The 26,133-nt window shown below is 63.8% G+C and carries 20 protein-coding genes; 10 read left to right on the forward strand and 10 right to left on the reverse strand.

Annotated elements, in window-relative coordinates; translation table 11 throughout:
• Positions 1–124 precede the first annotated feature (124 nt).
• Entirely contained in the window at positions 125–1,771 is a 1,647-nt protein-coding gene (locus EN850_RS21590) for a lysine--tRNA ligase (protein ID WP_136092215.1), read from the forward strand.
• On the opposite strand, the gene EN850_RS21595 is transcribed toward EN850_RS21590, so the two are convergent.
• The 9 genes from EN850_RS21595 to EN850_RS21635 all read right to left on the reverse strand — a co-directional run bounded on the left by EN850_RS21595 (position 1,737) and on the right by EN850_RS21635 (position 11,563).
• Positions 1,737–2,588 carry a thermonuclease family protein gene (locus EN850_RS21595; protein ID WP_348630734.1) on the reverse strand — a complete coding sequence of 284 codons (852 nt, stop codon included), beginning with the start codon at positions 2,586–2,588 and terminating at the stop codon, positions 1,737–1,739. The two genes, EN850_RS21590 and EN850_RS21595, sit on opposite strands and share 35 nt — an antisense overlap.
• 9 nt (positions 2,589–2,597) lie before the next feature.
• On the reverse strand, positions 2,598–3,233 hold the full coding sequence (locus EN850_RS21600; protein ID WP_136092216.1) for a helix-turn-helix transcriptional regulator: 636 nt from the start codon (positions 3,231–3,233) through the stop codon (positions 2,598–2,600).
• A gap of 144 nt (positions 3,234–3,377) precedes the next feature.
• Positions 3,378–3,683 carry a hypothetical protein gene (locus tag EN850_RS21605; RefSeq protein ID WP_127870769.1) on the reverse strand — a complete coding sequence of 102 codons (306 nt, stop codon included), beginning with the start codon at positions 3,681–3,683 and terminating at the stop codon, positions 3,378–3,380.
• A gap of 85 nt (positions 3,684–3,768) precedes the next feature.
• Complete coding sequence (locus tag EN850_RS21610) at positions 3,769–4,314, reverse strand: thioesterase family protein (protein WP_136092217.1); 546 nt, start codon at positions 4,312–4,314, stop codon at positions 3,769–3,771.
• A gap of 9 nt (positions 4,315–4,323) precedes the next feature.
• Positions 4,324–6,543 (reverse strand): 3-hydroxyacyl-CoA dehydrogenase NAD-binding domain-containing protein, encoded by a 2,220-nt coding sequence (locus EN850_RS21615; protein ID WP_136092218.1) that lies wholly within the window; start codon positions 6,541–6,543, stop codon positions 4,324–4,326.
• A 13-nt stretch (positions 6,544–6,556) separates the two neighbouring features.
• The gene (locus EN850_RS21620; RefSeq protein WP_127870767.1) at positions 6,557–7,765 is read right to left on the reverse strand and encodes an acetyl-CoA C-acetyltransferase; all 1,209 of its coding nucleotides are present in this window, start codon (positions 7,763–7,765) and stop codon (positions 6,557–6,559) included.
• Positions 7,766–7,799: 34 nt separating this feature from the next.
• Positions 7,800–8,972 (reverse strand): acyl-CoA dehydrogenase family protein, encoded by a 1,173-nt coding sequence (locus EN850_RS21625; protein ID WP_127279758.1) that lies wholly within the window; start codon positions 8,970–8,972, stop codon positions 7,800–7,802.
• Positions 8,973–9,018: 46 nt separating this feature from the next.
• Complete coding sequence (locus EN850_RS21630) at positions 9,019–10,830, reverse strand: acyl-CoA dehydrogenase (protein ID WP_136092219.1); 1,812 nt, start codon at positions 10,828–10,830, stop codon at positions 9,019–9,021.
• A 271-nt stretch (positions 10,831–11,101) separates the two neighbouring features.
• Positions 11,102–11,563, reverse strand: coding sequence for a MerR family DNA-binding transcriptional regulator (locus tag EN850_RS21635; RefSeq protein ID WP_127279760.1), 462 nt, complete (start codon positions 11,561–11,563; stop codon positions 11,102–11,104).
• A 453-nt stretch (positions 11,564–12,016) separates the two neighbouring features.
• Between EN850_RS21635 and EN850_RS21640 the strand changes: the two genes are divergently transcribed.
• The 4 genes from EN850_RS21640 (at position 12,017) to EN850_RS21655 (ending at position 19,433) form a co-directional block, all read left to right on the forward strand.
• The gene (locus EN850_RS21640) at positions 12,017–16,102 is read left to right on the forward strand and encodes a peptidoglycan-binding protein (RefSeq protein WP_136092220.1); all 4,086 of its coding nucleotides are present in this window, start codon (positions 12,017–12,019) and stop codon (positions 16,100–16,102) included.
• A 192-nt stretch (positions 16,103–16,294) separates the two neighbouring features.
• Positions 16,295–17,218 carry a sulfite exporter TauE/SafE family protein gene (locus EN850_RS21645; RefSeq protein WP_127870764.1) on the forward strand — a complete coding sequence of 308 codons (924 nt, stop codon included), beginning with the start codon at positions 16,295–16,297 and terminating at the stop codon, positions 17,216–17,218.
• A complete protein-coding gene (locus EN850_RS21650; protein WP_127280140.1) occupies positions 17,218–18,006 on the forward strand; it encodes a TIGR02186 family protein in 789 nt (262 codons plus the stop codon). The genes EN850_RS21645 and EN850_RS21650 overlap by 1 nt, the downstream gene beginning before the upstream one ends.
• Positions 18,007–18,176: 170 nt before the next feature.
• Positions 18,177–19,433, forward strand: a complete 1,257-nt coding sequence (locus EN850_RS21655) for an Hsp70 family protein (protein WP_127870762.1) — start codon at positions 18,177–18,179, stop codon at positions 19,431–19,433.
• A gap of 2 nt (positions 19,434–19,435) precedes the next feature.
• On the opposite strand, the gene EN850_RS21660 is transcribed toward EN850_RS21655, so the two are convergent.
• Entirely contained in the window at positions 19,436–20,332 is an 897-nt protein-coding gene (locus EN850_RS21660; RefSeq protein ID WP_136092221.1) for a LysR family transcriptional regulator, read from the reverse strand.
• 278 nt (positions 20,333–20,610) lie between these two features.
• Here EN850_RS21660 and EN850_RS21665 point away from each other — a divergent pair, with 278 nt between their 5' ends.
• The 5 genes from EN850_RS21665 to EN850_RS36425 all read left to right on the forward strand — a co-directional run bounded on the left by EN850_RS21665 (position 20,611) and on the right by EN850_RS36425 (position 26,112).
• Complete coding sequence (locus EN850_RS21665; protein WP_189591196.1) at positions 20,611–23,541, forward strand: molybdopterin oxidoreductase family protein; 2,931 nt, start codon at positions 20,611–20,613, stop codon at positions 23,539–23,541.
• Entirely contained in the window at positions 23,538–24,272 is a 735-nt protein-coding gene (locus tag EN850_RS21670) for a 4Fe-4S dicluster domain-containing protein (protein ID WP_127280001.1), read from the forward strand. The genes EN850_RS21665 and EN850_RS21670 overlap by 4 nt, the downstream gene beginning before the upstream one ends.
• 6 nt (positions 24,273–24,278) lie before the next feature.
• A complete protein-coding gene (locus tag EN850_RS21675) occupies positions 24,279–25,214 on the forward strand; it encodes a dimethyl sulfoxide reductase anchor subunit family protein (protein WP_127280002.1) in 936 nt (311 codons plus the stop codon).
• 126 nt (positions 25,215–25,340) lie between these two features.
• Complete coding sequence (locus EN850_RS21680; RefSeq protein ID WP_136092222.1) at positions 25,341–25,832, forward strand: tetratricopeptide repeat protein; 492 nt, start codon at positions 25,341–25,343, stop codon at positions 25,830–25,832.
• Entirely contained in the window at positions 25,783–26,112 is a 330-nt protein-coding gene (locus EN850_RS36425; RefSeq protein ID WP_281407290.1) for a tetratricopeptide repeat protein, read from the forward strand. Before EN850_RS21680 ends, EN850_RS36425 begins: the two co-directional genes overlap by 50 nt.
• The last annotated feature ends 21 nt before the right edge of the window (positions 26,113–26,133 follow it).

Genomic DNA, 26,133 nt, shown 5'->3' on the forward strand with positions numbered 1-26,133 from the left:
GGGGAGCCTGAGGCCGCAAGGAAAAAGCGCCCCACGCGTTGACGCTCCGGCCATGCGCGCCTAGAGACCGGTTGAAAATCGACACTTGCAGCCCGAGCGGCGAATAATTTTGGAAAACAGGACCATGGCGGGATCAAACATCATCGATCTCAATCCCGAACTGCTGGCGGCGGCGGCCGAGAGCAAGGCGTGGCCGTTCGAGGAAGCCAAAAAAATCATCGAACGCTACAAGGGCGCCGACTTTCCCGAAACGATCCTGTTCGAAACCGGCTATGGACCTTCGGGCCTGCCGCATATCGGCACGTTCGGCGAAGTGGCGCGCACCTCCATGGTGCGCCATGCGTTCCGCGTGCTGACGCAGGACAAGGTCGCGACCAAGCTGCTGTGTTTTTCGGACGACATGGACGGCATGCGCAAGATACCCGACAGCGTGCCGGATCGAGCGGCGCTCGAGCCGTATCTGCACAAGCCGCTGTCATCGGTGCCCAACCCCTTCGGCGGCGACTTTGCGAGCTTCGCCGACCACAACAATGCGATGCTCTGCCGCTTCCTCGACACGTTCGGCTTCGACTACGAATTCGCCAGCGCGACGCAATATTACAAGTCAGGCCGCTTCGATGCGATGCTGTTGCGCGCCGCCGAACGCTACGACCAGATCATGGCGGTGATGTTGCCGACGCTCGGGCCGGAGCGGCAGGCGACATACAGCCCCTTCCTGCCGATTTCGCCGAAGAGCGGGCGCGTGCTTTACGTTCCCATGAAGCATGTCGACGCCAAGGCCGGCACCATCACCTTCGACGATGAAGGCACCGAAACCACGCTGCCGGTCACCGGCGGCAGAGTGAAGCTGCAGTGGAAGCCGGATTTCGGCATGCGCTGGGCGGCCCTCGGCGTCGATTTCGAGATGTTCGGCAAGGACCACCAGACCAATGCGGTGGTCTATGACCGCATCTGCAACATACTGGGCGGGCGGGCGCCGGAGCATTTCGTCTACGAGTTGTTCCTCGACGAGAACGGCCAGAAGATCTCCAAGTCGAAGGGCAACGGCCTGACCATAGACGAATGGCTAACCTATGCGCCGACCGAGAGCCTGGGGCTCTATATGTACCAGCGGCCCAGGCAGGCGAAGAAGCTCTATTTCGACGTCATCCCGCGGGCGGTCGACGAATACTACACTTTCCTCGCGGCCTATCCCCGCCAAGAGTGGAAGGAGCGGCTGGGCAACCCGGTCTGGCATATGCATGACGGCAATCCGCCCGCCATCGACATGCCGGTGCCGTTCTCGCTGCTGCTCAACCTGGTCAGCGCCTCCAATGCGCAAAACAAGGATGTGCTGTGGGGCTTCATCTCGCGCCATGTTCAGGGCGTGACCCCCGCCTCCCATCCCGAGCTCGACCGGCTGACGGGCTATGCGATCCGCTATTTCGACGATTTCGTGAAGCCGACGAAGACCTTTCGCCCGGCCGACGAGGTCGAACGCGAAGCGCTGGTGGCTCTCGAAAAGGCGCTTGCCGACTTGCCGACGGACGCCAGCGGCGAGGCGATCCAGAACGCCTCGCTCAACGTGGCGCGCAAGATCGAACGCTACCAGGATCATTCCAAGCAGAGCCCAGAAGGCGGCCCCGGCGTTTCAGGCGCCTTCTTCCAGATGATCTATCAGGTGCTGATTGGCCAGGAACGCGGCCCACGCTTCGGATCCTTCGCCGCGCTCTACGGCGTCACCGAGACCCGCTCGCTCATTCAGAAGGCGTTGGCTGGTCAGCTTGCTTGAGGACGCCGCCATCCTCTTCCAGGATCGAACCCGGCGCCTGAGGCGCCGGGGCGGTGGCGGCCGGCGCCGCCGGGATGCCGGCTAGGTTCGGCGCCGGTCCGAAAATACCTTTCTTCGCACTTTGTGCCTTGTCACCGGCTTCCACATAGGGCCCGCCCTTGGCGGCGCGCGCCCAGCCGTTTTCGACCAGCCATTGACCGACATCCTGCTTGCCTATCCGGCACTCCGCGGCAATCAGGTCGCGACCACCTTCCGGCGGCACCAGGCAAACCACCGCGCGGCCGCGCAGCAAGGAACGGAATGCCGTGCGGGCACGGACGCCGCACGGCCAGGATTTGCCATCGGTGGTGCAGGTCTCGTCCTGCCCGACGACATCGATGCCGGAAATGGCGACCGAATAGCCTTTCGCCTCGATCAGGCCGGCGGCCGGGGCGACCGGCTGGAACAGCTTTGTGCCGTGCCAGTCGTCGGGCATCTTCGGCTTGGGCGGCACGGCGAGCGCCAGCTTGCTCAGCGGCGCGCGCGGCTCGACCCGCTCGGGCTCCCCGGCGGGCATTTCTGGCGGCGTGATGACATCCGGATCGATCGCCCGCGAATGCACCGCCGGCTTTGGCGGCTGCGATGCAGGTATGGCGGAGGTCGCAGGTTCTTCCGGCACCGTCCCGGCGTCAGCCTGGGGGAGCGTATCGGCGCCGGGATCGATCTGGTCCAACGCAACAGTGCTTTCGCTGCCCTTCAGCGTGCGTCCGCCGGCAACGACCAGTGCCGCCATCGCCGGAACCATCAGAACCGCCAGGACAAGATGAGGAAGTCGCACCCGTTGCACCTATTGGCTTGCCCAGACGATCCGCGCCACCCATTCGACCTCGCGCATTGGGATGTCGCGATCCGGATGCTCCGGATTGAGCGAGACCAGCGCGATCGACTTGACGGTCTGTCGCTCGAGCACCTTGGCCATCACCTCACCTGATGTCGTCTTGACGACGACGCGATCGCCCTTGCGCGTGGCGGCGCCCGGCTCGACGATGAGGACGTCGCCGTTGCGGTAGAGCGGCAGCATGGAATCGCCCTGCACCTGCAGCGCATAGGAACTTTCGGTCGATTGCGCCGGCAATTCGACGAGCTCCCAGCCCTGCCCCGCAGGAAAACCGGCATCGTCGAAGAAGCCGCCGGCGCCTGCCTGGGCAAAGCCGAGCAACGGCACGGCGCGCCTGTTGGCGGGCGATGCGCCCCGGCCTTCGATCAGTCCCGTGAATTCGTCCAGCGAAGCGCCCGTCGCCTCGATGATCTTGGCCAACGATTCGGTCGACGGCCAGCGCGGCCGGCCGTCCGAGGACAGGCGTTTCGATTTGTTGAAGGCGGTCGAATCCAGTCCCGCGCGCCTTGCCAGACCCGACGCCGAAAGCGAATAGCGCTCGGCAAGAGCATCGATGGCAGCCCAGACGCGGTCGTGCGAGAGCATGACGTGCTCTCCTTCGAAACAGGAAAAAATGCCTCTTCCTGTCTAACGCGCAACGGCTGCGTTGTCCACCAGCGTGGCCGGCGGATCACGAACAAAGCTGTGTGCCGCAACGACGGCACGGTCATGGCCAAAGCCGCGGATAAGCTATCCGGCCAATGCCGCCATCGCCCTCGGCAGACCCTTCTTCAGCTCGTCGACGTTCATTACCGGGATCATCTCGACGGTGGCATTGAAGGCGAAGAAGAACCGCTCGGCGACATAGGGCATGTCCGAACTGTCCTTTACCTCGAGGAAAAGGTAGGCCGTCCGCCAACCACCGTCAGCGGTAAAATAGGCAGCCTCCGGCTTGAGGTCGGACAGGGTATGCTCGATGAACTTGCCCATGCTGCCTTCCTTGATCGCCTTGTTGCCCTCCTCGGCCGGGATGGACACTCTCAGCATCATACGCATGATGACTACTCCTCCGCCAACATTATGTTAGCGAAAGCTAATGTATCATCCGCACCTGGCTTGGGAAAGTCGATCGACGGGTTGATCAGCCGGACAATTTGGCGAGACCGCGCAGCCCTTGGTGCGAGGTCATGAGAATCCGTTCCGCCTCTGTCGGCGGACGCGGGTTCACCGCCCGGCCAAGTGCGGCGACAACCTCGTCAATGTCGAGGAAGCGGCGCGCCTTGCGGTCGTAGACGCCGGCCGTCGTCAGGATCAAAGCGGCCGTCTCGCCATTGTCCAGGACGAAACGGTGTTTGCCGATGACCTGGGTGCCTTCCCAGGTCTCGATCGAGGACACCACCTCGAAACGGCGCCACAGCCTGATCTCGCGGGCATAGACCACCTGCAGCCCGCCCATCATCGGCGCCCAGCCATTCTTCCGCGCCAGCCTGATCAAGCCGGCACGGACGAACAGGTCGATGCGGCCGAGATCGGCCAGCATCATGTAGCGCGCATTGTTGAGATGGACGTTGAAGTCGATGTCGGTCGGCAGGCAGCGAAAGGCCAGCCGGCCTTCACCAGCCATCACATAGGGGCCACGGCTACGCGCCGTGGCCAGCATGCGCGCCATGCGCGCCCAGACATACATGGCGCGATATCAGGCGGCCTGCTTCACATCGCCCTTGGCATAGGGATCGAAGCGTTCGTAGAAGGTCTCACCTTTCTCGGCCATGTCGAGGAGCAGCTTGGGCGCCTTGAACTCGGCGCCATACTTCTTCTGCAGGCCCTTGGCGATCTTGACGAACTGCTTGGCGCCGATCCCGTCGATATAGGACAGCGCACCACCGGTATAAGGCGCGAAGCCGAAGGCCAGGATCGAACCGACATCGGCCTCGCGTGGATCGGTGACGATGCCTTCCTCCATCACCCGCGCCGCTTCCAGCGCGATGGTGACGAGCAGACGTTGCTGCAGCTCCTCATAGTCGACCTTCTCGGGTGCCAGCTGCGGATAGAGGTCCTTGAGGCCGGGCCAGAGCTTCTTCTTGGCGGGCTTGGCCGGATAGTCGTAAAAACCCTTGCCGTTCTTGCGGCCGAAACGGCCGTGGTCGTCGACCATTGTGTTGATCAGCGCCATCTGCCTGGGGTCGACGGCCTTGTCGCCGAGATCCCTGATGGTCTGCTTCATGATCTTCTGGGCGAGGTCGATGGCCGTCTCGTCGGTCAGCGCCAAGGGACCGACCGGCATGCCGGCGGCCTTCGCCGCATTCTCGATCATCGGCGCGGGCACGCCCTCGATCAGCATCTTGTAGGCTTCCGACATGTAACGCAGCACGCAGCGGTTGACGTAGAAGCCGCGCGTGTCGTTGACGACGATCGGCGTCTTCTTGATGGCGCGCACGAAGTCGATCGCCGTGGCCAGCGCCTTGTCGCCGGTCTTCTTACCCAGGATGATCTCGACCAGCATCATCTTGTCGACCGGCGAGAAGAAGTGGATGCCGATGAAATTCTTCGGCCGCGCCGAATTCTTGGCGAGACCGGTGATCGGGATGGTCGAGGTGTTGGAGGCAAAGATCGCCGACGACTTGAGCACGGCCTCCGCCTGTTCGGTGGCGGCTTTCTTGACAGCGGAATCCTCGAACACCGCTTCGACGACGAGATCGCAGCCGGCGAGGTCGGCATAGTCCGCCGTCGGCGTGATCAGCGACAGGAGCTTGTCCTTCTCCTCGGGCTTGGCGCGGCCCTTCTTGACCTGGTCCGAGACCAGGCTGTCCGAATGCGCCTTGCCCTTCTGCGCCGAGTCCATATCCCGGTCGAGCAGAACCACCGGAATGCCGGCCTTGGCGGTGACATAGGCAATGCCGGCGCCCATGAAGCCGGCGCCGAGGATGCCGATCTTCTTGAACTTGGTGTCCGGCACGCCGGCCGGGCGGCGCGCGCCCTTGTTCAGCTCCTGCAGCGACACGAACAGCGAACGGATCATCGCCGCCGCTTCCTTGGTCTGCATGATCTCGGTGAAATAGCGCTGCTCGATCCTGAGCGCGGTGTCGAAGGGCACCAGCAGGCCCTCATAGACGCATTTGAGGATCGCCGCGGCGGCCGGGTAATTGCCATGGGTCTCGCGGCGCAGGATGGCGATGGCGGGCGGCCACAGATTGGCGCCGGCGGCAGAATAAACCGGCCCGCCGGGCAGCTTGAAACCCTTCTCGTCCCACGGTGCCACCGGCTTGAGGCCGTTCCTGATCATCGCCTTCGCAGTCTCGACCAGCTTCGCAGGTTCGGCGATCTCATGGATCAGGCCCATCGCCTTCGCCTTCTGCGGCGACAGCGTCTGGCCGGAGGTGAGCATCTGCAACGCCTGTTGCTGGTCGGTCAGCCGCGGCACGCGCTGGGTGCCGCCGGCACCGGGGAAGATGCCGATCTTCACCTCGGGGAGCGCCATCCTGACCTTGTCGGAGTCGGCGGCGACGCGGCCATGGCAGGCCAGCGACATTTCGAAGGCGCCGCCCATGCAGGTGCCGTTGATCGCCGAGACCCATGGCTTGCCGCAGGTTTCCAGCTTGCGGAACAGGCCGGTCATGATGCCGGCATTGTCGAACAGCGCCTTGGTCGCCTTTTCTACGTCCTTGACCTTGTCAGTGGCGAAGCTGGTCAGCATCTTCTGCAGCAAGGTGATGTCGGCGCCACCGGAGAAGCTGTCCTTGCCGGAAGTGATCACCGCGCCCTTGATGGCGGCATCGCCAGCCACCTTGTCGACGATGGCGTTCAACTCGCGCATCACCTCTTCGGTAAAGACGTTCATCGAGCGGTCAGGGCTGTTCCAGGTGACCAGCGCGATACCGTCGGCGTCGGTGTCGAGGGTGAAATTGGTGTAGGTCATCGTTCTCTCCCCGTCAGACGCGTTCGATGATGGTTGCGGTGCCCATGCCGGCACCGATGCAGAGCGTTACCAGCGCGGTGTTCAAGTCGCGGCGCTCGAGTTCGTCCAGCACCGTGCCGAAGATCATCGCGCCGGTGGCGCCGAGCGGATGGCCCATGGCGATGGCGCCGCCATTGACGTTGATCTTGTCGTGCGGGATCTCGAAGGCCTGCATGTAGCGCAGCACCACCGAAGCGAAGGCCTCGTTGAGCTCGAACAGGTCGATATCCGACAGCTTCATCTTGGCGCGCTTCAACAGCTTCTCGGTGACGTCGACAGGGCCGGTCAGCATCAGCACCGGCTCGGAGCCGATGTTGGCGAAGGTGCGGATGCGCGCGCGCGGCTTCAGGCCCATGGCCTTGCCGGCCTTCTTCGAGCCGAGCAGCACGGCGGCGGCGCCATCGACGATGCCGGACGAGTTGCCGGCGTGGTGGACATGGTTGACCTCCTCGACCTCGGGGTGCTTCTGCACCGCCACGGCATCGAAGCCGCCCATTTCGCCAGGCATGACGAAGGACGGGTTGAGCGAGGCGAGCGACTGCATGTCGGTCGACGGCCGCATGTGCTCGTCATGGTCGAGAATTGTGAGACCATTCTGGTCCTTGATCGGGATGACCGAGTTCTTGAAGCGGCCATCGGCCCAGGATTTCGCGGCTCGCTTCTGGCTCTCGACCGCGTAGGCGTCGACGTCGTCGCGCGAGAAGCCGTATTTGGTGGCGATCAGGTCGGCTGAAATGCCTTGCGGCACGAACCAGCCGGGCAGGCCGACCGAAGGATCCATGAACCAGGCGCCGCCGGACATGCCCATGCCGACGCGCGACATCGATTCGACGCCGCCGGCGATGACGATTTCATCGGCGCCTTGCGCGATCTTGGCCGCGCCGAAATTGATGGCGTCCAAGCCGGAGGCGCAGAAGCGCGAGATCTGCATGCCGGGTGCCTTGGTGTCGTAGCCGGCCTCGAAGGCGGCGGCGCGCGGAATGACGGAGCCCGCCTCGCCGACCGGGTCGACGCAGCCGAAGATGATGTCGTCGACCGTGCCGGTGTCCAGCCCATTGCGGTCGCGCAGTGCCTCGAGCGTCCTGGCGGCGAGCCGCACCGCCGGCACCTCGTGCAGCGATCCGTCCTTCTTGCCCTTGCCGCGCGGCGTGCGCACGGCGTCATAGACATAAGCTTCGGCCATTTTCATGCTCCTTGGGTTCGCTGAAGAGAGCTGCTCAGAGCGAGCGTCCGATCAGCAATTTCATGATCTCGTTGGTGCCGCCGTAGATGCGCTGGACGCGGGCGTCGCGGAACATGCGGGCGATCGGATATTCATTCATGTAGCCATAGCCGCCGTGCAATTGAAGGCATTCGTCGACGACTTTGCCCTGCAGGTCGGAAAGCCAGTACTTGGCCATCGACGCCGTCACCGGATCGAGGCCGCCATTGATGTGGCGTGTGACGCAGTCATTGTAGAAGACGCGGCCGATGGTGGCCTCGGTCTTCAATTCGGCCAGCTTGAACTGGGTGTTCTGGAAGTCGATGATTGCCTTGCCGAAGGCCTTGCGTTCCTTGACGTAGTCGATGGTCAGCGCCAGCGCCCGCTCGATCATGGCGATCGCCCCGGTGCCGATCTGCAGCCGCTCCTGCGGCAATTGCTGCATGAGTTGAACGAAGCCCTGTCCCTCCTCATGGCCGAGCAGGTTGGCGGTCGGCACACGCACATCGTTGAAGAACAATTCCGAGGTGTCGTTGGCCTTCAGCCCGATCTTGTCGAGGTTGCGGCCGCGCTGGAAGCCTTCGACCTCATCGGTCTCGACGATCATCAGCGAGGTGCCCTTGGCGCCCTTTTCCGGATCGGTCTTGGTGACGACGATGATGAAGTTCGCCAGCTGGCCGTTGGTGATGAAGGTCTTGGAGCCGTTGATCTTGTACTGGTTGCCGTCCTTCTCGGCGCGGGTCTTGACACCCTGCAGGTCGGAGCCGGCGCCAGGCTCTGTCATGGCAATGGCGCCGATCAGTTCGCCGGTGGCGAGCTTCGGCAGCCATTTCTTCTTCTGCTCCTCCGAACCGTAATGAAGGATGTAGGGTGCCACGATCGAATTGTGCAGGCCGATGCCGAAACCGTCGACGCCGACATGGCCGATCGCCTCGATGATGGCGCTCTCATGCGCGAAGGTGCCGCCAGAGCCGCCATATTCCTCCGGCATCGAGGCGCAGAGCAGGCCGGCGGAACCGGCCTTCAGCCAGCTTTCGCGGTCGACCATCTCGTTCTTCTCGAACTCGTCGTAGCGCGGTGCGATCTCCTCCGACATGAAGCGTGTAGCCATGTCGTAGAGCATGCCGACCTCGTCGGCCGCCCAGGCTGGTTTCGGCAAGGAGAGCACTTCGGCGGGATTTGTCGCCACGATTTCCTCCGCGTATCGACAGACAGAAAGGCTAGCGGGACCGAGTTTAGAACGCTTCCGCCGGCAGGGCCATCAGCGTATCGGCGCCGCTCGAAATACGGGCGAGGTGCGCCGAGGTTTCGGGCATGATCCGTTCCATGAAGAAGCGCGCCGTCACGACCTTGTTGTCGTAGAAAGCCACGTTGTTTTTAGAGGAAGATTGGAAACCGTTGGCGCCGGTCTTGCCCTGCGCCGCCTTGGCCATCTGCGCCCACATGTAACCCAGCGCCACGAGGCCGAAGAGATGCATGTAGTCGGTCGAGGCCGCACCGGCATTGTCGGGCTTGGCCATGCCGTTCTGCAGCAGCCACATCGTCGCCGCCTGCAAATCGTTGAGTCCCTTCTTCAGACCCTTGGTGAAGGGCGCCATCTTCTCATCAACGCGGTTTTCCTCACAGAATTCGCCGACCTCCTTGAAGAAGGCCTGGATGGCGCGGCCGCCATTCAAGCCGAGCTTGCGGCCGACGAGGTCGAGCGCCTGGATGCCGTTGGCGCCTTCATAGATCATGGCGATGCGGGCATCGCGCACGAACTGGCTCATTCCGTGCTCTTCGATATAGCCGTGGCCGCCGAACACCTGCTGCGCCATGACAGCGTGGTCGAAGCCCTTGTCGGTCAGCACGCCCTTGACCACCGGCGTCATCAAGCCGGTGTAATCGTCGGCCGCCTGGCGGTCCTTGTCGTCGGCGGAGCGGTGCGCGATGTCGGACTTGATGGCAGTCCACAGCGCCAGCGCGCGGCCGGCCTCGTTGAAAGCCTTCATGGTCATCAGCGAGCGGCGGATGTCGGGATGAACGATGATCGGGTCGGCCTTCTTGTCCGGCGCCTTCGGGCCTGACAGCGAGCGGCCCTGCAAACGGTCCTTGGCGTAGGCGACGGCGTTCTGGTAGGCGATCTCCGACAGTGAAAGGCCCTGCAGGCCGACGCCGAGACGGGCCTCGTTCATCATCGTGAACATCGCCTTCAAGCCGCCATTGGCCTCGCCCAGCAGCGTGCCTTCGGCCTCGTCATAATTCATGACGCAGGTCGAGTTGCCATGGATGCCCATCTTCTCCTCGATGGAACCGCAGGAAACGGTGTTTCTTGTCCCCGGATTGCCCGAGGCGTCGAGCTTGAGCTTCGGCACGATGAACAGCGAGATGCCCTTGACGCCTTCGGGTGCGCCTTCGATGCGGGCCAGCACCAGATGGACGATGTTGTCCGACATGTCGTGCTCACCGGCCGAGATGAAGATCTTCTGGCCTGAAATCTTGTAGGTGCCATCGCCGTTCGGCACCGCCTTGGTGCGCAGCAGGCCGAGATCGGTGCCGCAATGCGGCTCGGTCAGGTTCATGGTGCCGGTCCAGGTGCCCTCGACCATCCTGGGCAGCCACGTCGCCTTCTGCTCGTCGGTGCCGTGGGTGATGATGGCGGCGATCGCGCCCTGCGTCAGGCCGGGATACATCATCAGCGACATGTTGGCCGACACCATGTATTCGGCCACCGCCGTGTGCACGGCATAGGGCAGGCCCTGGCCGCCGAACTCGACGGGGGCCGCCAGACCCATCCAGCCGCCTTCGCGATACTGGTCGAACGCTTCCTTGAAGCCCTTGGGCGTGGTTACCGAGCCGTCGTCATGGCGCACGCAGCCTTCCATGTCGCCGACACGGTTGAGCGGATGCATGACGTTCTCGGCGAGCTTTGCGCCCTCGGCGAGAATTGCCTCCAGCACGTCGGGCGTTGCGTCGGCGAATCCGGGAAGGTTCGAATAGCGCTGATAGCCCAGCACTTCGTTGAGCACGAACAGCGTGTCCTGGACCGGGGCCCTGTAGATCGGCATGCTTTTCCTCCACCATGCGGATTAGGCCTCGAAATCAAGCCGTGCGCGGCAAGCGGGCCAATGTCGAAGCCGCAATAGCAAATATTGACGTTTGCGTAAACGTCAATATTTTCGATGCGACAAGATTTCCGCCGCCAGGCGCGCGGAGCCTAGCGTTGCGGCATCGCGCAAGCCAGGATGAAACAGCGGGCCAAAGATAGCGAAAAGCCGCGCGGCATGGCCACGCGGCTTTGATGGTGAAGGGCCGACAGGTCGGCGTGAGCAGACTGGCTTAGCTGGCGACGCTCGCCTGCGGCGCCGAACGCTCGGCCAACATCTGACGCACCGCCGACATCGAGCCGCTGAGCTCATTGATGGCGTCGTCGATCAGCGCCCGCTGCTTCTGCAGGCGAGCGAGCTGCTTCTCCGACTTGTCCAGCGCCAGGCGCAACTGCTTGGTGTTGGAACCGGTCGGATCGTAGAGGTCCATCATCTGCTTGACGTCGCGCAACGAGAACCCGACCTTGCGGCCGAGCAGGATCAGCTTCAGCCTGGCCTTGTCGCGGCGCGTATAGAGACGGGTCGAACCGTCGCGCTGCGGGTTGAGCAGGCCCTTGTCCTCGTAGAAACGCAGCGTGCGCAGCGTCACGCCGTATTTTTTGGCCATTTCGCCGATGCGGGAGAGATCCTCGCCGGCTTCGACGGATGCATTATTGGTATTGGCCGCGGTCTCGCCGGCCGAGATAAGTTTCATGGTCACTGGCTTCCCCGTCTGGTGGCGTCGCGGTCCTGGACCATGCGTCGCCTGACTGGAAGCGGGGGCGTGCTTCCGGCCGTGGTTTCGACAAACAAATCGCAAAACAGCACAGTTGTGCGCCATTTACGTTTACGTCAATTCTATACCGATAGCCGCCTCATGACGCAAGGGCGTTCTGAGAACGGTGCTTTATGCCGCACCGGAAGTCGCGACAGCCAACTTCCTTGCAACTTCTTAAGCTTGGTTAACGCGTTGTTTACCACGTTGGGCGAAATGTGCGCGTGTCGGCTACCCGTGGTTATCCTGTATCGAATTTTCACGGTTTTTCGGAGCGCGGGTGAAACCCGGGAAGCTTGTCTTCCACCGTGACATGGAAGCGCGGTCGCCTCGTTCCGGCAGGGACTTGGGGAGCTGGTAGCAAGCCGGCCAATCTGAAAGACGGACGCACCGATGAACAGCAAGCGGTCCTACCTCGATACACTCAATGCCGGCAGGCAGCGCAAGCCACAGACAACGCTCGAGCAGCTGAACCGCTCGCTGGAGACCCTGGAGCAGCGCCTGGGGCAGACGCGTGAGGACGCGACGGCACGGCCCGTTCCTCGCCAATATGGCGCCGATCCGCGCTACCCCGCCACCGATCCGCGTTATCCCGCCGCTCAGCCGACGGCCCAGCAGCGCTGGTATGAGGATCCGCAGCCGGCACCGCGCGCGCAGAATCCGGCGCCCTCGCCCGCCTTCGACCAGAATTATCAAGCGATCGCGCGCGACATCGACCGCGTGCGCGGCCAGGAAGACAGCGTCGCCATGGTCGGCAAGATCGCCGGCGAGCTGCGCGGCATGCGCGAGGAACTGCGCCACCAGGTGACTTCGGGGCTGCAGCGCGAATTCGACGCGCTGCGCAAGGACATCGACCGCGCCTTCCAGGCGAACGCCAAGCCCGGCGCGACAGGCAAGGGCAGCGCCGAACTCGGCGTGGAATTCGAGCGGCTCTCCGGCGCCATCAAATCGCTGTCGGAGAAGAGTGACGACAGGAGCGTCAACCTGCTGCGGCTGGAGCTCGAGCAGGTCAAGGCCGCGCTCGACACGCTGGCGCGCGAGGAGAGCGTGCAGAAGGTCGACCGCCGCTGGGACGATTTCGACCGCCGCTGGACGGCCTTCGAGGACCGCGTCGACGCCGACCAGCGCAAGCGCTCCGACGATCCCGCCCTCGCGGCCTTGACCGACCGGCTGGAGCAGATCAGCAACGCCGTCAACAACCTGCCGGAATCGCTGTCGCTGCGCTCGCTGGAGGAAAAGGTCCGCACGCTGGCCGGCGCGGTCGACCATTTCGCCAGCCAGCAGGACAATCGCGGCGGCGGCACGCTGGCCATGATCGACGAGCGGCTGGACGAGATTTCCCGCGCCATCGTGGCCTCGACAGTCGCCGCACAGGCGAATTCAATCGACCACGAAGCCTTCGAGCGCATCGAGAAGCGGATCGACTCGCTCGCCCAGCAGATCGAGGAAGTGGCGCAGGACCGTCCCGGCAATGTCGTGATCGACCGGCTGAACACGCTGTCGAGCCGGGTCGATGACCTCGCCGGCCGCGCCAACCTGCCCGAGCAGGCGATGGAACGGCTCGCCAAGCAGATCGCGCTGATCGCCGACAAGATCGATCAGGCGCCGGCCATGCCCGACGCCGACTACATCTTCCACGGGCTGGAGCAGCGCTTCGACGTGCTGTCCGGCATGATGGAGCGTCGCCAGGGCGACGCCATCGAACAGGGCAACATGCTGTTTCGCGATCTCGAGCGCCGGCTGGACGAGGTTGCCGACCGGCTGGACCAGCGCAGCATGCCGCAGGTCGACAGCGCCGGCATCATGGACGCCATCGATGCCCGCTTCACCGCGCTGGCCAAGCGCATGGAAACGCGCGCTCCCGATCCCGCCGGCGAGGCGGCGATCCGCGGGCTGGAAAGCAGGCTCGAAGATATCTCAAGCCGGCTGGACGCCTCGGCAGCCCAGGTGGCCGGCATCGATCCGGCGCTGATCCGCAGCCTGGAGGCGCAGGTCGCCGGCCTGTCGGCGCATCTTTCCAAGCCCAGCACGCCGCTGCCGGACTTCGAGGACATCAGCCCGCGCCTCAACGAAATCGAGAAAGCGCTGGCCGGGACCCGCGATTCCATCCTCGGCGCCGCACGCGAGGCGGCCGAGAACGCGGTGCGCTCGCTGGCCGGAACGAGCACCAATACGGCCGCGGTTTCCGGCCTCGCCCAGGATCTGAAGACACTGGAGACATTGACGCGGCGTTCCGACGAACGCAATTCGCGCACCTTCGAGGCCATTCACGATACACTGCTCAAGATCGTCGACAGGCTGGGTTCGCTGGAAACCAGCGACCCGTCCGAAGCGGTAAGCGAACTGCTGGATGCGGCTCCGACCGAACCGGGCGGCTGGCGTGGCGCACGGCGGTCCAAGATGGCGGTGAACGCGCCGTCGATGACCATGGACGAGCCGCTGCCGCTGACCGGCGACATGGCCGATCTGGACGCGCGTGCCGCGGCCATATTGCGCGCCGAGCCTGCTTCGTCAGTCGAGCCGGCACTGCACGTCGAATCGGGCTTTTCGGCCCGGCCGGGGGCGCGCTCGCCGGCGGAAGCCGCCGCCGCCGCCGCGATGGCCGCACTCGGTTCCGACGCCACCACCAGAAAAGACCAGCCTGCTGGCCGCAAGTCGATGTTCGGCGGGCTGGCGCGCGCCTTCAAGGGCAAGAAGGCGGCGGATGTTCCGCCACTGGCCGGCCCGGCGCCGGACGCCGATATCCCGAGTGTCGATCTCGACGAGCCGCTCGATCCGAAAGTCGCCAACCGCCCGCTGGAGCCCGGCTCCGGCGCGCCCGACCTCAATGCCATCATGAAGCGCGTGCGCGACGAGCGGGGACAACCGGCAAAGCCCGGCGACAGCGACGCAGCGAAATCGGATTTCATCGCCGCTGCCCGGCGCGCGGCGCAGGCGGCCGCGGCCGAGGCCGACGCCCTGAAGCGCCAGTCGACGATGAAAGGCCCGGTCAAGGCGCTCAGGATAGGCGACCTGCTCAAGGCGCGGCGCAAGCCGATCCTGATGGCGGCGGCAGCGATCATGCTGGCGCTTGCCGGCCTGCAGCTTGGCAAGGCGTTTCTTTCGGACCCCGCCCAGGTGGCAAGCAACGACGCGGCTCCCATCGTCGCCTCGCAGCCGGTGAAGACGGCATCTGTCGATGCCGCCAGCCAGCCGAAGACCGAAGTCCAGCCGGCGGCGACGGACAGCGCGCCGGCCCCTACCGTCAGGCAGGCGGAACAATCCGAGCCGGCAAGCAAGGACGACATGGCGGCGCAGACCGTCATGGCCATGCCGTCGGATACGGACGCGATGCCAGCGCCTGCGGCCGAGCCCGCTCCAGCACCCGTCGCGCCGGCCATGGCTCCCGGCCCGGGCGCCCCCGACGCGATGGCTTCAACCGCGCCGGCGCCTGTTGCTCCGATGACCGCTGCTCCCACCTTAACGGATCCGGCACCAGCCGCCGTCACCAGCGGTACGCAGGCGACGGATGCCGATGCCCAACCTGCATCAGCCGCGCCAACGGCAGCCGCCGAGGCAACGGCCAACGACACGACCGGCACCGTTTCGCCGATGGACAAGCCGGCGGCGACAGCCGCGACCAAGTTCGACATCCCTGCCGAAACCGGCCCGGCCGCCTTGCGTGACGCCGCCGCCGCTGGCGACGCCAAGGCACTGTTCGAGGTCGGCTCGCGCTACGCCGAGTCGCGCGGCGTCAAGGAAGACATGCCGGCGGCCGCCAAATGGTACGAGAAATCGGCGGAACTCGGCTTCGCGCCGGCCGAATACCGCATCGGCAATTTCTACGAGAAGGGGATCGGCGTCGCACGCGACATCAAGAAGTCGAAGACCTGGTATCAGCTCGCCGCCGCGCAGGGCAACGCCAGCGCCATGCACAATCTGGCGGTGCTGTTCGCCATGGCCGCTGACGGCGTGACCGACAATGAATCGGCCGCGCACTGGTTCCAGGAGGCCGCCGACCTCGGCGTCAAGGACAGCCAGTTCAATCTCGGTATCCTGGCCGCCAAGGGCGTCGGCATGAAGCAGAACCTGGAAGAGTCCTATAAATGGTTCGCGCTCGTCGCCAAGACCGGCGACAAGGATGCCGCGGCCAAGCGCGACGAGATCGCCAATGCGCTGCGACCCGAGCAGCTCGAGCGGGCGCGCGCCGCGACAGAATTGTGGAAGGCCAAGCCGCTCAACGCGGCGGCCAATTCGGTGGACATTCCCGAATCCTGGCAGGAAGGCACGCCGCAGACGACCGCCGGCATCGACATGAAGAAGGCGGTCAAGAACATCCAGCTCATCCTCAACAAGAACGGCTATGACGCCGGTGGCGCCGACGGCGTGATGGGCGAGAAAACCAAGAACGCGATCATCGCTTTCCAGACCGCCAACAAGCTGCCGGCGACCGGCGCGGTCGACGAGAAACTGGTCAAGGCATTGCTGGCGCGCAAATAACGGCAGAAGCGTCGTTTCCACGACGCCCTTGCCATACATTTGCCTGTTAACTGATTGAGTTGTTTTTTGTTTCGGCGCGGTGGCGGGGTTTGACCCCGCTGCCGCGTCGGCGCAAGACAAAATTGGCTTTTCGATGCGATACTGCCCGCAACGGCTTTATTCGCCGACAGGCAAACTGATCGAGACTGACGGGTGGGCATCTATCTCCCGATCGCGGAAATTTCCGTCAACGTCTTCGTGCTGCTGGCCATGGGCGCCGCGGTGGGCTTCCTGTCGGGCATGTTCGGGGTGGGCGGCGGCTTTCTCATCACGCCGCTCTTGATCTTCTACAACATCCCGCCGGCGATCGCGGTCGCCACCGGCGCCAACCAGGTCATCGCTTCTTCCGTCTCCGGCGTCCTTTCGCACATGAAGCGAGGCACGCTCGACTTCAAGCTCGGCGGCGTGCTGCTCGCCGGGGGCATCGTCGGTTCCACCGCCGGCATCTACGTGTTCGGCTTCCTGCGCAGGCTCGGCCAGCTCGACCTGTTCATCTCGCTGCTCTACGTCGTGCTGCTCGGCACCGTCGGCGGGCTGATGCTGGTCGAGAGCATCAACGCGCTGCGCGCCACGCGCAGCGGTGCGGCACCGGTGCTGAAGAAATCCGGCCAGCACAACTGGATCCACCGCTTGCCGCTGAAGATGCGCTTCCGCGCGTCGAAATTGTTCGTCAGCGTCATTCCGGTGCTCGGGCTTGGCGCCGGCATCGGCTTCCTGTCGTCGATCATGGGCGTCGGCGGCGGCTTCATCATGGTGCCGGCGCTGATCTATCTCTTGAAAGTGCCGACCAATGTCGTCATCGGCACCTCGCTGTTCCAGATCATCTTCACGTCCGCCTACACGACGCTGGTCCACGCCACCACCAACCAGACCGTCGATGTGATGCTGGCCTTCCTTTTGATGGCCGGCGGCGTGGCCGGGGCGCAGTATGGCGCCAAGGCCGGCCAGCGGCTGCGCGGCGAGCAATTGAGAGCCCTGCTGGCGCTGCTGGTGCTGGCGGTGGCGATCCGGCTCGCGATCGATCTGTTCGTCACGCCGCCCAACCTTTATTCGTTGTCCGGCTTGGGCCTCAACTGATGAAAGGCATGAAGGCGCTCGCAACCGTCGCTCTCCTGTCCCTGACCGCCGCCCCGCCGGCGAAGGCGCAGACGCCATTGACGGAAGGCATCCAGATCGGCCTCTCCACCGATGCGGTGTCGATCACCGCCGGTTTTTCCGGCGCCGACCTGACCATTTTCGGTTCGCTGGAAAATCCCGACCCACTGGTGGCACGCCAGGGCCGCTACGACGTCATCGTCGTGCTCGAAGGGCCGCCCAAACCGGTGGTGGTGCGCCGCAAGGACCGGGTGCTGGGCGTCTGGATCAATCTGGATTCCGAGACCTTCGAGAATGTGCCGGTGTCCTATTCGGTGGCCACGACGCGGCCGCTGCAGGACATCACCGAACCCAACAGCTACAAGCAATTATCGCTCGGCGCCTCCAATCTCTATATGCAGCCCGCCGATGCCGGTGACAGCCCGGCGACGATCGAGGAATTCACGGCGGCACTGCGCGAGCGCAAGGCCGCCGCCGGCCTCTACAGCGAGAATGTCGGTGGCGTGCAATTCCTGTCGCAGAACCTGTTTCGCGCCACGGTCAGGCTGGCGCCGAATGTGCCCGTCGGCACGCACAAGGCGCGTGCCTTCCTGTTCAAGAGCGGCCTGTTCATCAAGGAGAGTTCGGCGCAACTCGAAATCCGCAAATCGGGCTTCGAACAATCGATCTTCCGCGTCGCCCACGACTATTCGTTCCTCTATGGCGTGTTCGCCATATCGCTGGCCATGGTGACCGGCTGGCTCGGCCGGCTGGTGTTCCGCAAAGATTGACGCTCGGGGAAAACAGGGGTTCCCCTTTTCCCCACCATGCGATAAACCGCCGCCTCCCAGCCCAAGGGCAAACACGCACATACCATTCGCCAGAGCGGTCCGGCCTTCCGGATGACAGCGCGATGCATCGCCGCTGTCTTGCCGCCACGAAACAATGACAGGAGGCTGCAATGCATCAGGCATTCGGCGGCATCGACTTCGGCACGTCCAACTCCACGGTGGGCGTGATCCGGAACGGCAAGGCGCGGCTGGTCCCGCTGGAGGGCGAACAGCCCACCTTGCCAAGTGCCGTGTTCTTCAACTTCGAGGACGGCCACACCTATTTCGGCCGGCGCGCGATCGGCGATTATACCGACAGCATCGAAGGCCGCCTGATGCGCTCGTTGAAGAGCGTGCTCGGCAGTTCGCTCGCCCACGAGAAGACGCGTATCAAGGCGCGCCAGATCGGCTTCATCGACATTATCGGCCTGTTCATCGGCCATCTGAAGACGCGGCTCGAAGAGGACGCCGGCGGCGTGGTGGAAAGCGTGGTGCTCGGCCGCCCGGTGCAATTCGTCGATGACGATGCGCAAGCCGACGCGAAGGCGCAAGGCGAGCTCGAGAAGGCCGCCCGTGCCCAGGGTTTCAAGCACATCGCTTTCCAGTTCGAGCCGATTGCCGCGGCGCTCGACTACGAGCAGAAGGTAACGCGCGAGGAACTGGCGCTGATCATCGACATGGGCGGCGGCACATCCGACTTCTCGATCGTGCGGGTCTCGCCGGAGCGCTCGCGATCGACCGACCGCAAGGACGACATCCTGGCCAGCCGCGGCATCCATATCGGCGGCACCGATTTCGACCGGTTGCTGAGCATCGCCCATGTCATGCCGCAGCTCGGCTACCTCTCCGCGACCAAGGACGGCAAGCGCAATCTGCCGGCCAGCTATTTCATCGACCTCGCCACATGGCAGCGCATCAACCTGGTCTATACCGCCAAGGCGATGACGCATCTCCGCCAGATCCGTTACGAGGCCGTGCGTGCCGACCTGGTCGACCGCTTCATCCATATCGTCGAGCACCGCTACGGGCACGCTCTGGCGGCGCTGGTCGAAAAGGCCAAGATAGAACTGACCAACAGGTCATCGGCGGAGGTGGCGGTGAAGCTGCCTGACGCGGCGTTCGCCGCCGGGATCACGCGCGACGGGCTGGAGGCCACGATTGCCCGGGATATCGAGCGGGTCACCGAAACGGTCGGTCAGACCATTCGCGACGCTCAGGTCAAGCCATCGGACATCACCGCCGTGTTCCTGACGGGAGGCTCGACCGCGATCCCGCTGGCAAGACGAGAGATCCTGTCGCTGGTGCCGCAGGCTTCCGTCATCGACGGCGACATGTTCGGCTCGGTCGGGCTTGGCCTGGCGCTCGATGCGCAGCGGAAGTTCGGCTGATCCTACCCTGACCCGTTCATCTCTGCAGCCAGATGCGCCTTCAGCGCCATCTGGGCCAGGCTTGCCTGGCGGTCGCGATGGGTGATCATGGCGAAGTCGCGCTTGGGCAATTCGATCGGCACGGCTCTCAGGCTCCCCTCGGCGACCGCGTGCCCGACGACCAGCTCCGAAATGATGGTCGCGCCTGCGCCCGCTTCGACGGCCTGGCGAACCGCCTCGTTGCTGGGCAGCACCAGGAATATCTGCAGGTCGGCAAGTGAAATCCCCTCGCGACGCGCCAGATCCTCCAGCACCTCGCGCGTCCCTGAGCCGCCCTCGCGGATGATCCAGCGCAGGCCCGTGATGTCAGGGCGGCCCGGCGCGATTTCGGCGATCAGCGGATGGGAGCTGGCAACGACCAGCATCAACCGGTCGGTATCGACCTTGGCGCGGCGCAATATGTCGGATTCGGTGCGCCCTTCGACCAAGCCGAGATCGGCGGTTCCATCGAGCACGCTGGCCTCGACCTGCCTCGTGTTGCCGATGGTGACGCTAAGCCTGACGGCCGGATAGGCCTCGTGGAAGGAGGCCAGCCGGCGCGGCAGCCAGTAGCTGGCGATGGTCAGGCTGGCGGCGATCGAGAGGCTGCCGGCGACCGTCTGCGAAACATGTTCCAGCACGTTGCGGGCGGCGGCAGCCCGCTCCAGCACGGCCTTGGCCTCGGGCAGGAACCGGTGGCCGGTCTGGGCCAGCTCTATGTTGCGGCCGACGCGGTTGAACAGATGGACACCGTGCTGCTCTTCCAGCGCGCGAATGGCCGCCGACGCGGCCGACTGGGATATGCCGAGAAGCTCTGCTGCCTTGGTCATGTGGCCGCGCTCTGCGACGGCGACGAAAATGCGCAACTGGTCCAGGGTCATGCCTGCATTAAGAACCAATATCGATCGAATTTACAAGAACAACTGATTAGACGGATCGATAGCTTTATTCTACTTTTTTAGCCGAAGTTAGAAAAAATTGGCCTGCAGGTCGCAGAGAATAAAATGATCGGGCGGTTCAGATCCCTGCTTGCGCATTGGACCCGCGGCATCCGGCGGCGATTGGCCGGTGATCGATATCACCCCGAAGAGCATTACATGCGCGGCCCCGGACCGAAGACGCGCGCCAAATCCGCCGGCCGCGCGAGCACCACGGGATCATGATGCAAGGACCGCCGCGCGGCGCCAATTCAGCCCCCTCGCAACGCCCGCTTGCCGACACGCGCGCGCCCGATGAAGGCGACGGCGTCGACACCTCACCCGATGTTTCCGACAGCATTGCCAAGACGACCTGCTACATGTGCGCGTGCCGCTGCGGCATCGATGTGCACATCAAGGATGGCAAGGTCCGCTACATCAACGGCAACAAGGACCATCCAGTCAATCGCGGCGTGATCTGCGGCAAGGGCAGCTCCGGCATCATGCAGCACTACAGCCCGGCCCGCCTGAAGAAGCCGCTCTTGCGCACCGGCCCGCGCGGCTCGGGTGAGTTCCGCGAGATCGAGTGGGAGGAAGCCTTCTCGATCGCCACCGAGCGGCTGTTGAAGATCCGCCGGACCGATCCTAAGAAATTCGCCTTCTTCACCGGACGCGACCAGTCGCAATCCTTGACAGGCTGGTGGGCGAGCCAGTTTGGCACGCCAAACTTCGCTGCCCATGGCGGCTTCTGTTCGGTCAACATGGCAGCCGGTGGCCTCTACACGATCGGCGGCTCGTTCTGGGAGTTCGGCGAGCCCGATTGGGACAACACGAAATACTTCATGCTGTTCGGCGTCGCCGAGGACCATGACTCCAACCCGATCAAGATCGGACTGGGCAAGCTCAAGGCGCGCGGCGCCAAGGTGGTGTCGATCAATCCCTGCCGGACCGGTTACAATGCGATCGCCGATGACTGGATCGGCATCCGACCCGGCACTGACGGCCTGTTCGTGTTCGCGCTCATCCACGAACTCTTGAAGGCCGGCCGCGTCGATCTCGATTATCTGCTCCGCTACACCAACGCGCATGTCCTGGTTATCCAGGAGCCTGGCGCGGTCGATGATGGGCTTTTTCTGCGCGACAGCGACGGCACTCTTGTCGCTTGGGACCGAGTGGCGAAGACCTCCGTCAACGCGACCGATCCAGATGCGAAGCCGGCACTGACCGGCAGCTTCACGGTCGACGGGCGCAGGTGCGTTCCGGTGTTCCGGCTCATTGCGGACCGCTATCTCGACGAGGGCTACGCACCCGACGCGATCGCCGAGCGTTGCGGCATTGCCGCCGATACGATCCGCCGGATCGCCGCCGAACTTGCCCATGTCGCCTTCGAACTGGCGATCGAACTGCCGGTCGCGTGGACCGACTGGGCCGGGCGCCGGCATGAGACGATCAAGGGCCGACCTGTTTCGATGCATGCCATGCGCGGCATCTCCGCCCATTCCAACGGCTTCCATACCTGCCGGGCCATTCACCTGCTGCAGGTGCTTCTCGGAACCGTGGACGTGCCTGGCGGCTTCCGCTTCAAGCCGCCCTACCCCCGGTCCGCCCCGCCGGGTCCGAAGCCCTGCGGCAAGGACGTGAGGCCGATGACGCCGCTCGACGGCATGCCCCTCGGTTTCGTTTGTGGACCCGACGATCTGCTGGTCGATGAGGCCGGCACGCCGCTGCGCATCGACAAGGCTTATTCCTGGGATTCGCCACTTGCGGCGCATGGTCTGATGCACACCGTCATCCGCAACGCCTGGGCCGGCGACCCGTACCCGATCGACACGCTGCTGATGTACATGTCGAACATGGCGTGGAACTCCTCGATGAACACGGTCGAGACCATGGCCATGCTCACCGACCGTGATGAGGCGGGCAACTACAGGATCCCATTCATCATCTATTCCGACGCCTATTACTCCGAGACCGTGCCGTTCGCAGACCTCGTGCTGCCCGACACCACCTATCTCGAGCGTCATGACTGCATCAGCCTGCTCGACCGGCCGATCAGCCATGCCGACGGGCCGGGGGACGCCATCCGCCATCCCGTCGTCGAGCCCGACCGCGACGTCAGGCCGTTCCAGTCGGTCATGATCGAACTCGGCGCGCGGCTTGGGCTGCCGGGGTTTGTCAATGACGACGGCTCGGCAAAGTACAGCGACTATGCCGACTACATCGTCAACCATGAGCGCACGCCTGGCATCGGCCCGCTGGCCGGCTGGCGCGGCAAGGAAGGCACTTCCATCGGCAAGGGCGAGCCCAATCCGGACCAGTTGCAGCGCTACATCGACAATGGCGGCTTCTGGCACCACGACTTCACTGACGACCAGCGCTACTACAAGATGGCCAACCGCTCCTATCTCGATTTCGCCGTGCAACTGGGCTTCATTCCCAAGGCCGAGCCGGTCGTCTTCCAGCTCTATTCCGAACCGATGCAGCGTTTTCGGCTGGCCGCGCGCGGACATGGCCGGGTGGTGCCGCCCGAAGGCGAACGCCGGCGCATCGAGACCTACATGGATCCGCTGCCGTTCTGGTACATGCCCTTCGAGGAACAGGCCGTGGACCTGGAAAAATACCCGCTGCACGCGCTGACGCAGCGGCCCATGCACATGTACCATTCCTGGGGTTCGCAAAACGCGTGGTTGCGGCAGATCACCAGCCAGAACCGGCTGTTCGTACATCACCGGACGGCGGCCGGCCTTGGCCTTGTCGATGACGACTGGGTGTGGATCGAGAGCATCAATGGCAAGGTGAAGGGGCAGATCAAGCTGGTCGACGGAGTAAACGAAAGCACGGTCTGGACCTGGAACGCGATCGGCAAAAGGCGCGGCAGCTGGGGGCTGAAGGACAATGCGGCCGAGAGCAATCGCGGCTTCCTGCTCAACCACATCATCGGTGACCAGACTTCTGCCGATGCCAGCGGCAGACGTTATTCGAATTCCGATCCAGTCACGGGACAGGCTGCGTGGTTCGATCTGCGCGTGCGCATCGTCAAATGCGCTGATGAGGAAGCCGGCTTCACCGAGCCGCAATTCGAAAGATTTCGCCAGCCGCCACATTTCGAACCCTCGCCCGACAAGCTCACTTTCGGCGCCGAATTTCGCCGGGCAAGAGAGGCGGCCGAATGACCTGTCTTCCAAGTCCGGGCGGCAAGAAGCTCGGCCTCGTCGTCGACCTCGACACCTGTGTCGGCTGCCAGGCCTGCGTCACCGCCTGCAAGGAGTGGAACACCGGCGGTCACATGGCGCCGCTGACCGACATCGACCCTTACGGCGGCCATGTCGACGGCGTCTGGTTCAACCGCGTGCACAGCTACGAGCACATCACCGAGATGGGCGGGCGCACGGTGAACTTCCCGCGCTCCTGCCTGCATTGCGAGACGCCGGCCTGCGTCACCGTCTGTCCGACGGGCGCCTCCTACAAACGCGCCTCGGACGGCATCGTGCTGATCGACGAGGACAAGTGCATCGGTTGCAAATTGTGCAGCTGGGCGTGCCCTTACGGCGCGCGCGAGTTCGACACGGATGTCGGCGTGATGAAGAAATGCACGCTCTGCGTCGACCGCATCTACAACGACAATCTGGCCGAAGGAGACCGCGTGCCGGCCTGCGTCGCCGCCTGCCCGACCAGCGCCCGGCATTTCGGTGACCTCGGCGATCCCCAATCCGCCGTCTCGCAACTGGTGGCGGATCGCGGCGGGGTCGACCTGATGCCCGAGCTTGGCTATCGCCCGACCAACAAATACCTGCCGCCGCGCGCCCATACGCAGCGCGCCGCATCGGTGCCGGCCAAGGCGCTGGAGCCGGTGCGGGCCGAGGGTGCTTTCCTTGGCTGGGTCGACCGCATGCTTTCGAGCTGACCATCCATGCATCCAGCTTTTTCGGTCGTTTTCTTCACCACCGCTACGGGTGCCGGCTATGGGTTGCTCGCAATGCTCGGCGTGCTCGGCCCGCTCGGCCTCATCGCGCCCGATTTCTGGCCGGGCTTCGTCGGCATTGGCCTGGCGCTCGGCCTGATCGCGGCCGGCCTGCTGTCATCGACCCGCCATCTCGGCAGACCTGAACGTGCCTGGCGGGCGTTCTCGCAATGGCGCAGTTCATGGCTGTCGCGCGAAGGCGTATTGTCGGTCATCACCTTCATCCCGGCGGGCCTCTTCGGCCTGGGCTGGGTCTTCCTTGGCCGCCTCGATGGCTGGGTGGCGGCCGCGGGCGTTCTGGCCACCTTCGGCGCCTTTGTCACGGTCTGCATGACCGGCATGATCTATGCATCGCTCAAGCCGATTGCCCAATGGCACAGCCCCTACACCTTGCCCGGCTATCTGATCTTCTCGGCGATGAGCGGCTGCGTGCTCGTGAATGCCCTGCTGCAAGGCTTTGCGGTCGGCTCGACTGTCCCGCTCGCCGCTTCCGTACTGCTCACCTTGCTCGGCTGGGGCTGGAAGCTGGCGACCTGGCGCCACAATGACCAGCTTGAAATCGCGACCAACGCGAACACCGCGACCGGGCTCTCCGGCGGCACGGTGCGATCCCTGGAATGGCCGCATACCGAGGAAAACTACCTGCTCAAGGAAATGGGCTTCCGCATCGCGCGCAAGCACAGCGCGAAGCTGCGCCGGATCACGCAGGCGCTGGCGTTCGCTCTACCCATCCTGCTGCTCACCGCCACCTTCGCCCTGCCCTGGCCCTTTGCGGCGGTCTCTTCAGGGCTCGCTGCAATCGTCCAGTTCACCGGCATGCTGGTCGAACGCTGGCTGTTCTTCGCCGAGGCGAAGCACACCGTCACGCTTTATTATGGACGATAGGACAGCTGAAAATGACTTCCGCCAGCTCTCTGAGCGACAGTAAAATTCGGCATTATTGTTGACAGCGGAGTCGATACTATCCTTTAAATCCAGAATGCTCCAGTTCTCTATTCGTAGTTCAAGGCGATGAATCTCGCTGCCTTCCGCTCTCCGACCTATCTCGCACTCGGCTTGTTCGCCGCATGTATGTTTATCCTTGCACCCTGCAATTTAATAGCAGGCGCGCTCGAAGCCGAAGCCGCCTTTAAAGCGAATAATTATTCAGAAGCGTACAAAGAATGGACGGCTCTCGCCCAAAAGGGTGATGCCATTGCCCAATTTAACGTCGGATTTCTGTATTCCAGAGGACTGGGTGTTCCACTGGATTATTCCAAAGCTGCCGAATGGTGGGGCAAGGCGGCGGATCAAGACATGGCAGTGGCCGAGTTGAACCTTGGACTTTTGTACTCCTGGGGCAAGGGCGTTCAGCAGGATGATTCCAAAGCGGCGGAGCTATGGCGCAAGGCGGCGATCCGAGGTTTGCCCGAAGCTCAGCAGTATCTTGGATACGCGTATTTTTCTGGGACGGGTGCCCAAAAGTGGTTCCGATGCGGTACTTTGGTTAACCAAAGCAGCTGAGCAAGGTAATGTTGACGCGCAAATTAATTTGGGCGTGGCTTACCTGACCGGCGAGATTGTAGATAAGAACCCCAAGCTAGCCTTCTATTGGTACGAAAAGGCTGCGCAACTGAATGACAGCAAGGCGCAATTCAACGTGGCATTGATGTATCTCAAAGGTGTTGGGGTTGAGCAGAATGATGACCTTGCCATCCAATGGTTAAAACGCTCGGCAGCGCAGGGATACCGCGGCGCGGAAGAAGCACTTGACCGCATTCATGCTGCGCTTAAGAAGACTTGAGCTTCACCAAGACCAGGCGGC

The organism is Mesorhizobium sp. M8A.F.Ca.ET.207.01.1.1, assembly GCF_004794715.1.
Taxonomy (GTDB): domain Bacteria; phylum Pseudomonadota; class Alphaproteobacteria; order Rhizobiales; family Rhizobiaceae; genus Mesorhizobium.

Excerpts from the sequence above, each read along its gene's own strand:
- EN850_RS21590 (WP_136092215.1), top strand. The coding sequence starts at position 125 with ATGGCGGGATCAAACATCATCGATCTCAATCCCGAACTGCTGGCGGCG.
- EN850_RS21600 (WP_136092216.1), bottom strand. The coding sequence starts at position 3,233 with ATGCTCTCGCACGACCGCGTCTGGGCTGCCATCGATGCTCTTGCCGAG.
- EN850_RS21605 (WP_127870769.1), bottom strand. The coding sequence starts at position 3,683 with ATGCGTATGATGCTGAGAGTGTCCATCCCGGCCGAGGAGGGCAACAAG.
- EN850_RS21610 (WP_136092217.1), bottom strand. The coding sequence starts at position 4,314 with ATGTATGTCTGGGCGCGCATGGCGCGCATGCTGGCCACGGCGCGTAGC.
- EN850_RS21615 (WP_136092218.1), bottom strand. The coding sequence starts at position 6,543 with ATGACCTACACCAATTTCACCCTCGACACCGACGCCGACGGTATCGCG.
- EN850_RS21620 (WP_127870767.1), bottom strand. The coding sequence starts at position 7,765 with ATGGCCGAAGCTTATGTCTATGACGCCGTGCGCACGCCGCGCGGCAAG.
- EN850_RS21630 (WP_136092219.1), bottom strand. The coding sequence starts at position 10,830 with ATGCCGATCTACAGGGCCCCGGTCCAGGACACGCTGTTCGTGCTCAAC.
- EN850_RS21635 (WP_127279760.1), bottom strand. The coding sequence starts at position 11,563 with ATGAAACTTATCTCGGCCGGCGAGACCGCGGCCAATACCAATAATGCA.
- EN850_RS21640 (WP_136092220.1), top strand. The coding sequence starts at position 12,017 with ATGAACAGCAAGCGGTCCTACCTCGATACACTCAATGCCGGCAGGCAG.
- EN850_RS21650 (WP_127280140.1), top strand. The coding sequence starts at position 17,218 with ATGAAAGGCATGAAGGCGCTCGCAACCGTCGCTCTCCTGTCCCTGACC.
- EN850_RS21655 (WP_127870762.1), top strand. The coding sequence starts at position 18,177 with ATGCATCAGGCATTCGGCGGCATCGACTTCGGCACGTCCAACTCCACG.
- EN850_RS21660 (WP_136092221.1), bottom strand. The coding sequence starts at position 20,332 with ATGACCCTGGACCAGTTGCGCATTTTCGTCGCCGTCGCAGAGCGCGGC.
- EN850_RS21665 (WP_189591196.1), top strand. The coding sequence starts at position 20,611 with ATGATGCAAGGACCGCCGCGCGGCGCCAATTCAGCCCCCTCGCAACGC.
- EN850_RS21670 (WP_127280001.1), top strand. The coding sequence starts at position 23,538 with ATGACCTGTCTTCCAAGTCCGGGCGGCAAGAAGCTCGGCCTCGTCGTC.
- EN850_RS21675 (WP_127280002.1), top strand. The coding sequence starts at position 24,279 with ATGCATCCAGCTTTTTCGGTCGTTTTCTTCACCACCGCTACGGGTGCC.
- EN850_RS21680 (WP_136092222.1), top strand. The coding sequence starts at position 25,341 with ATGAATCTCGCTGCCTTCCGCTCTCCGACCTATCTCGCACTCGGCTTG.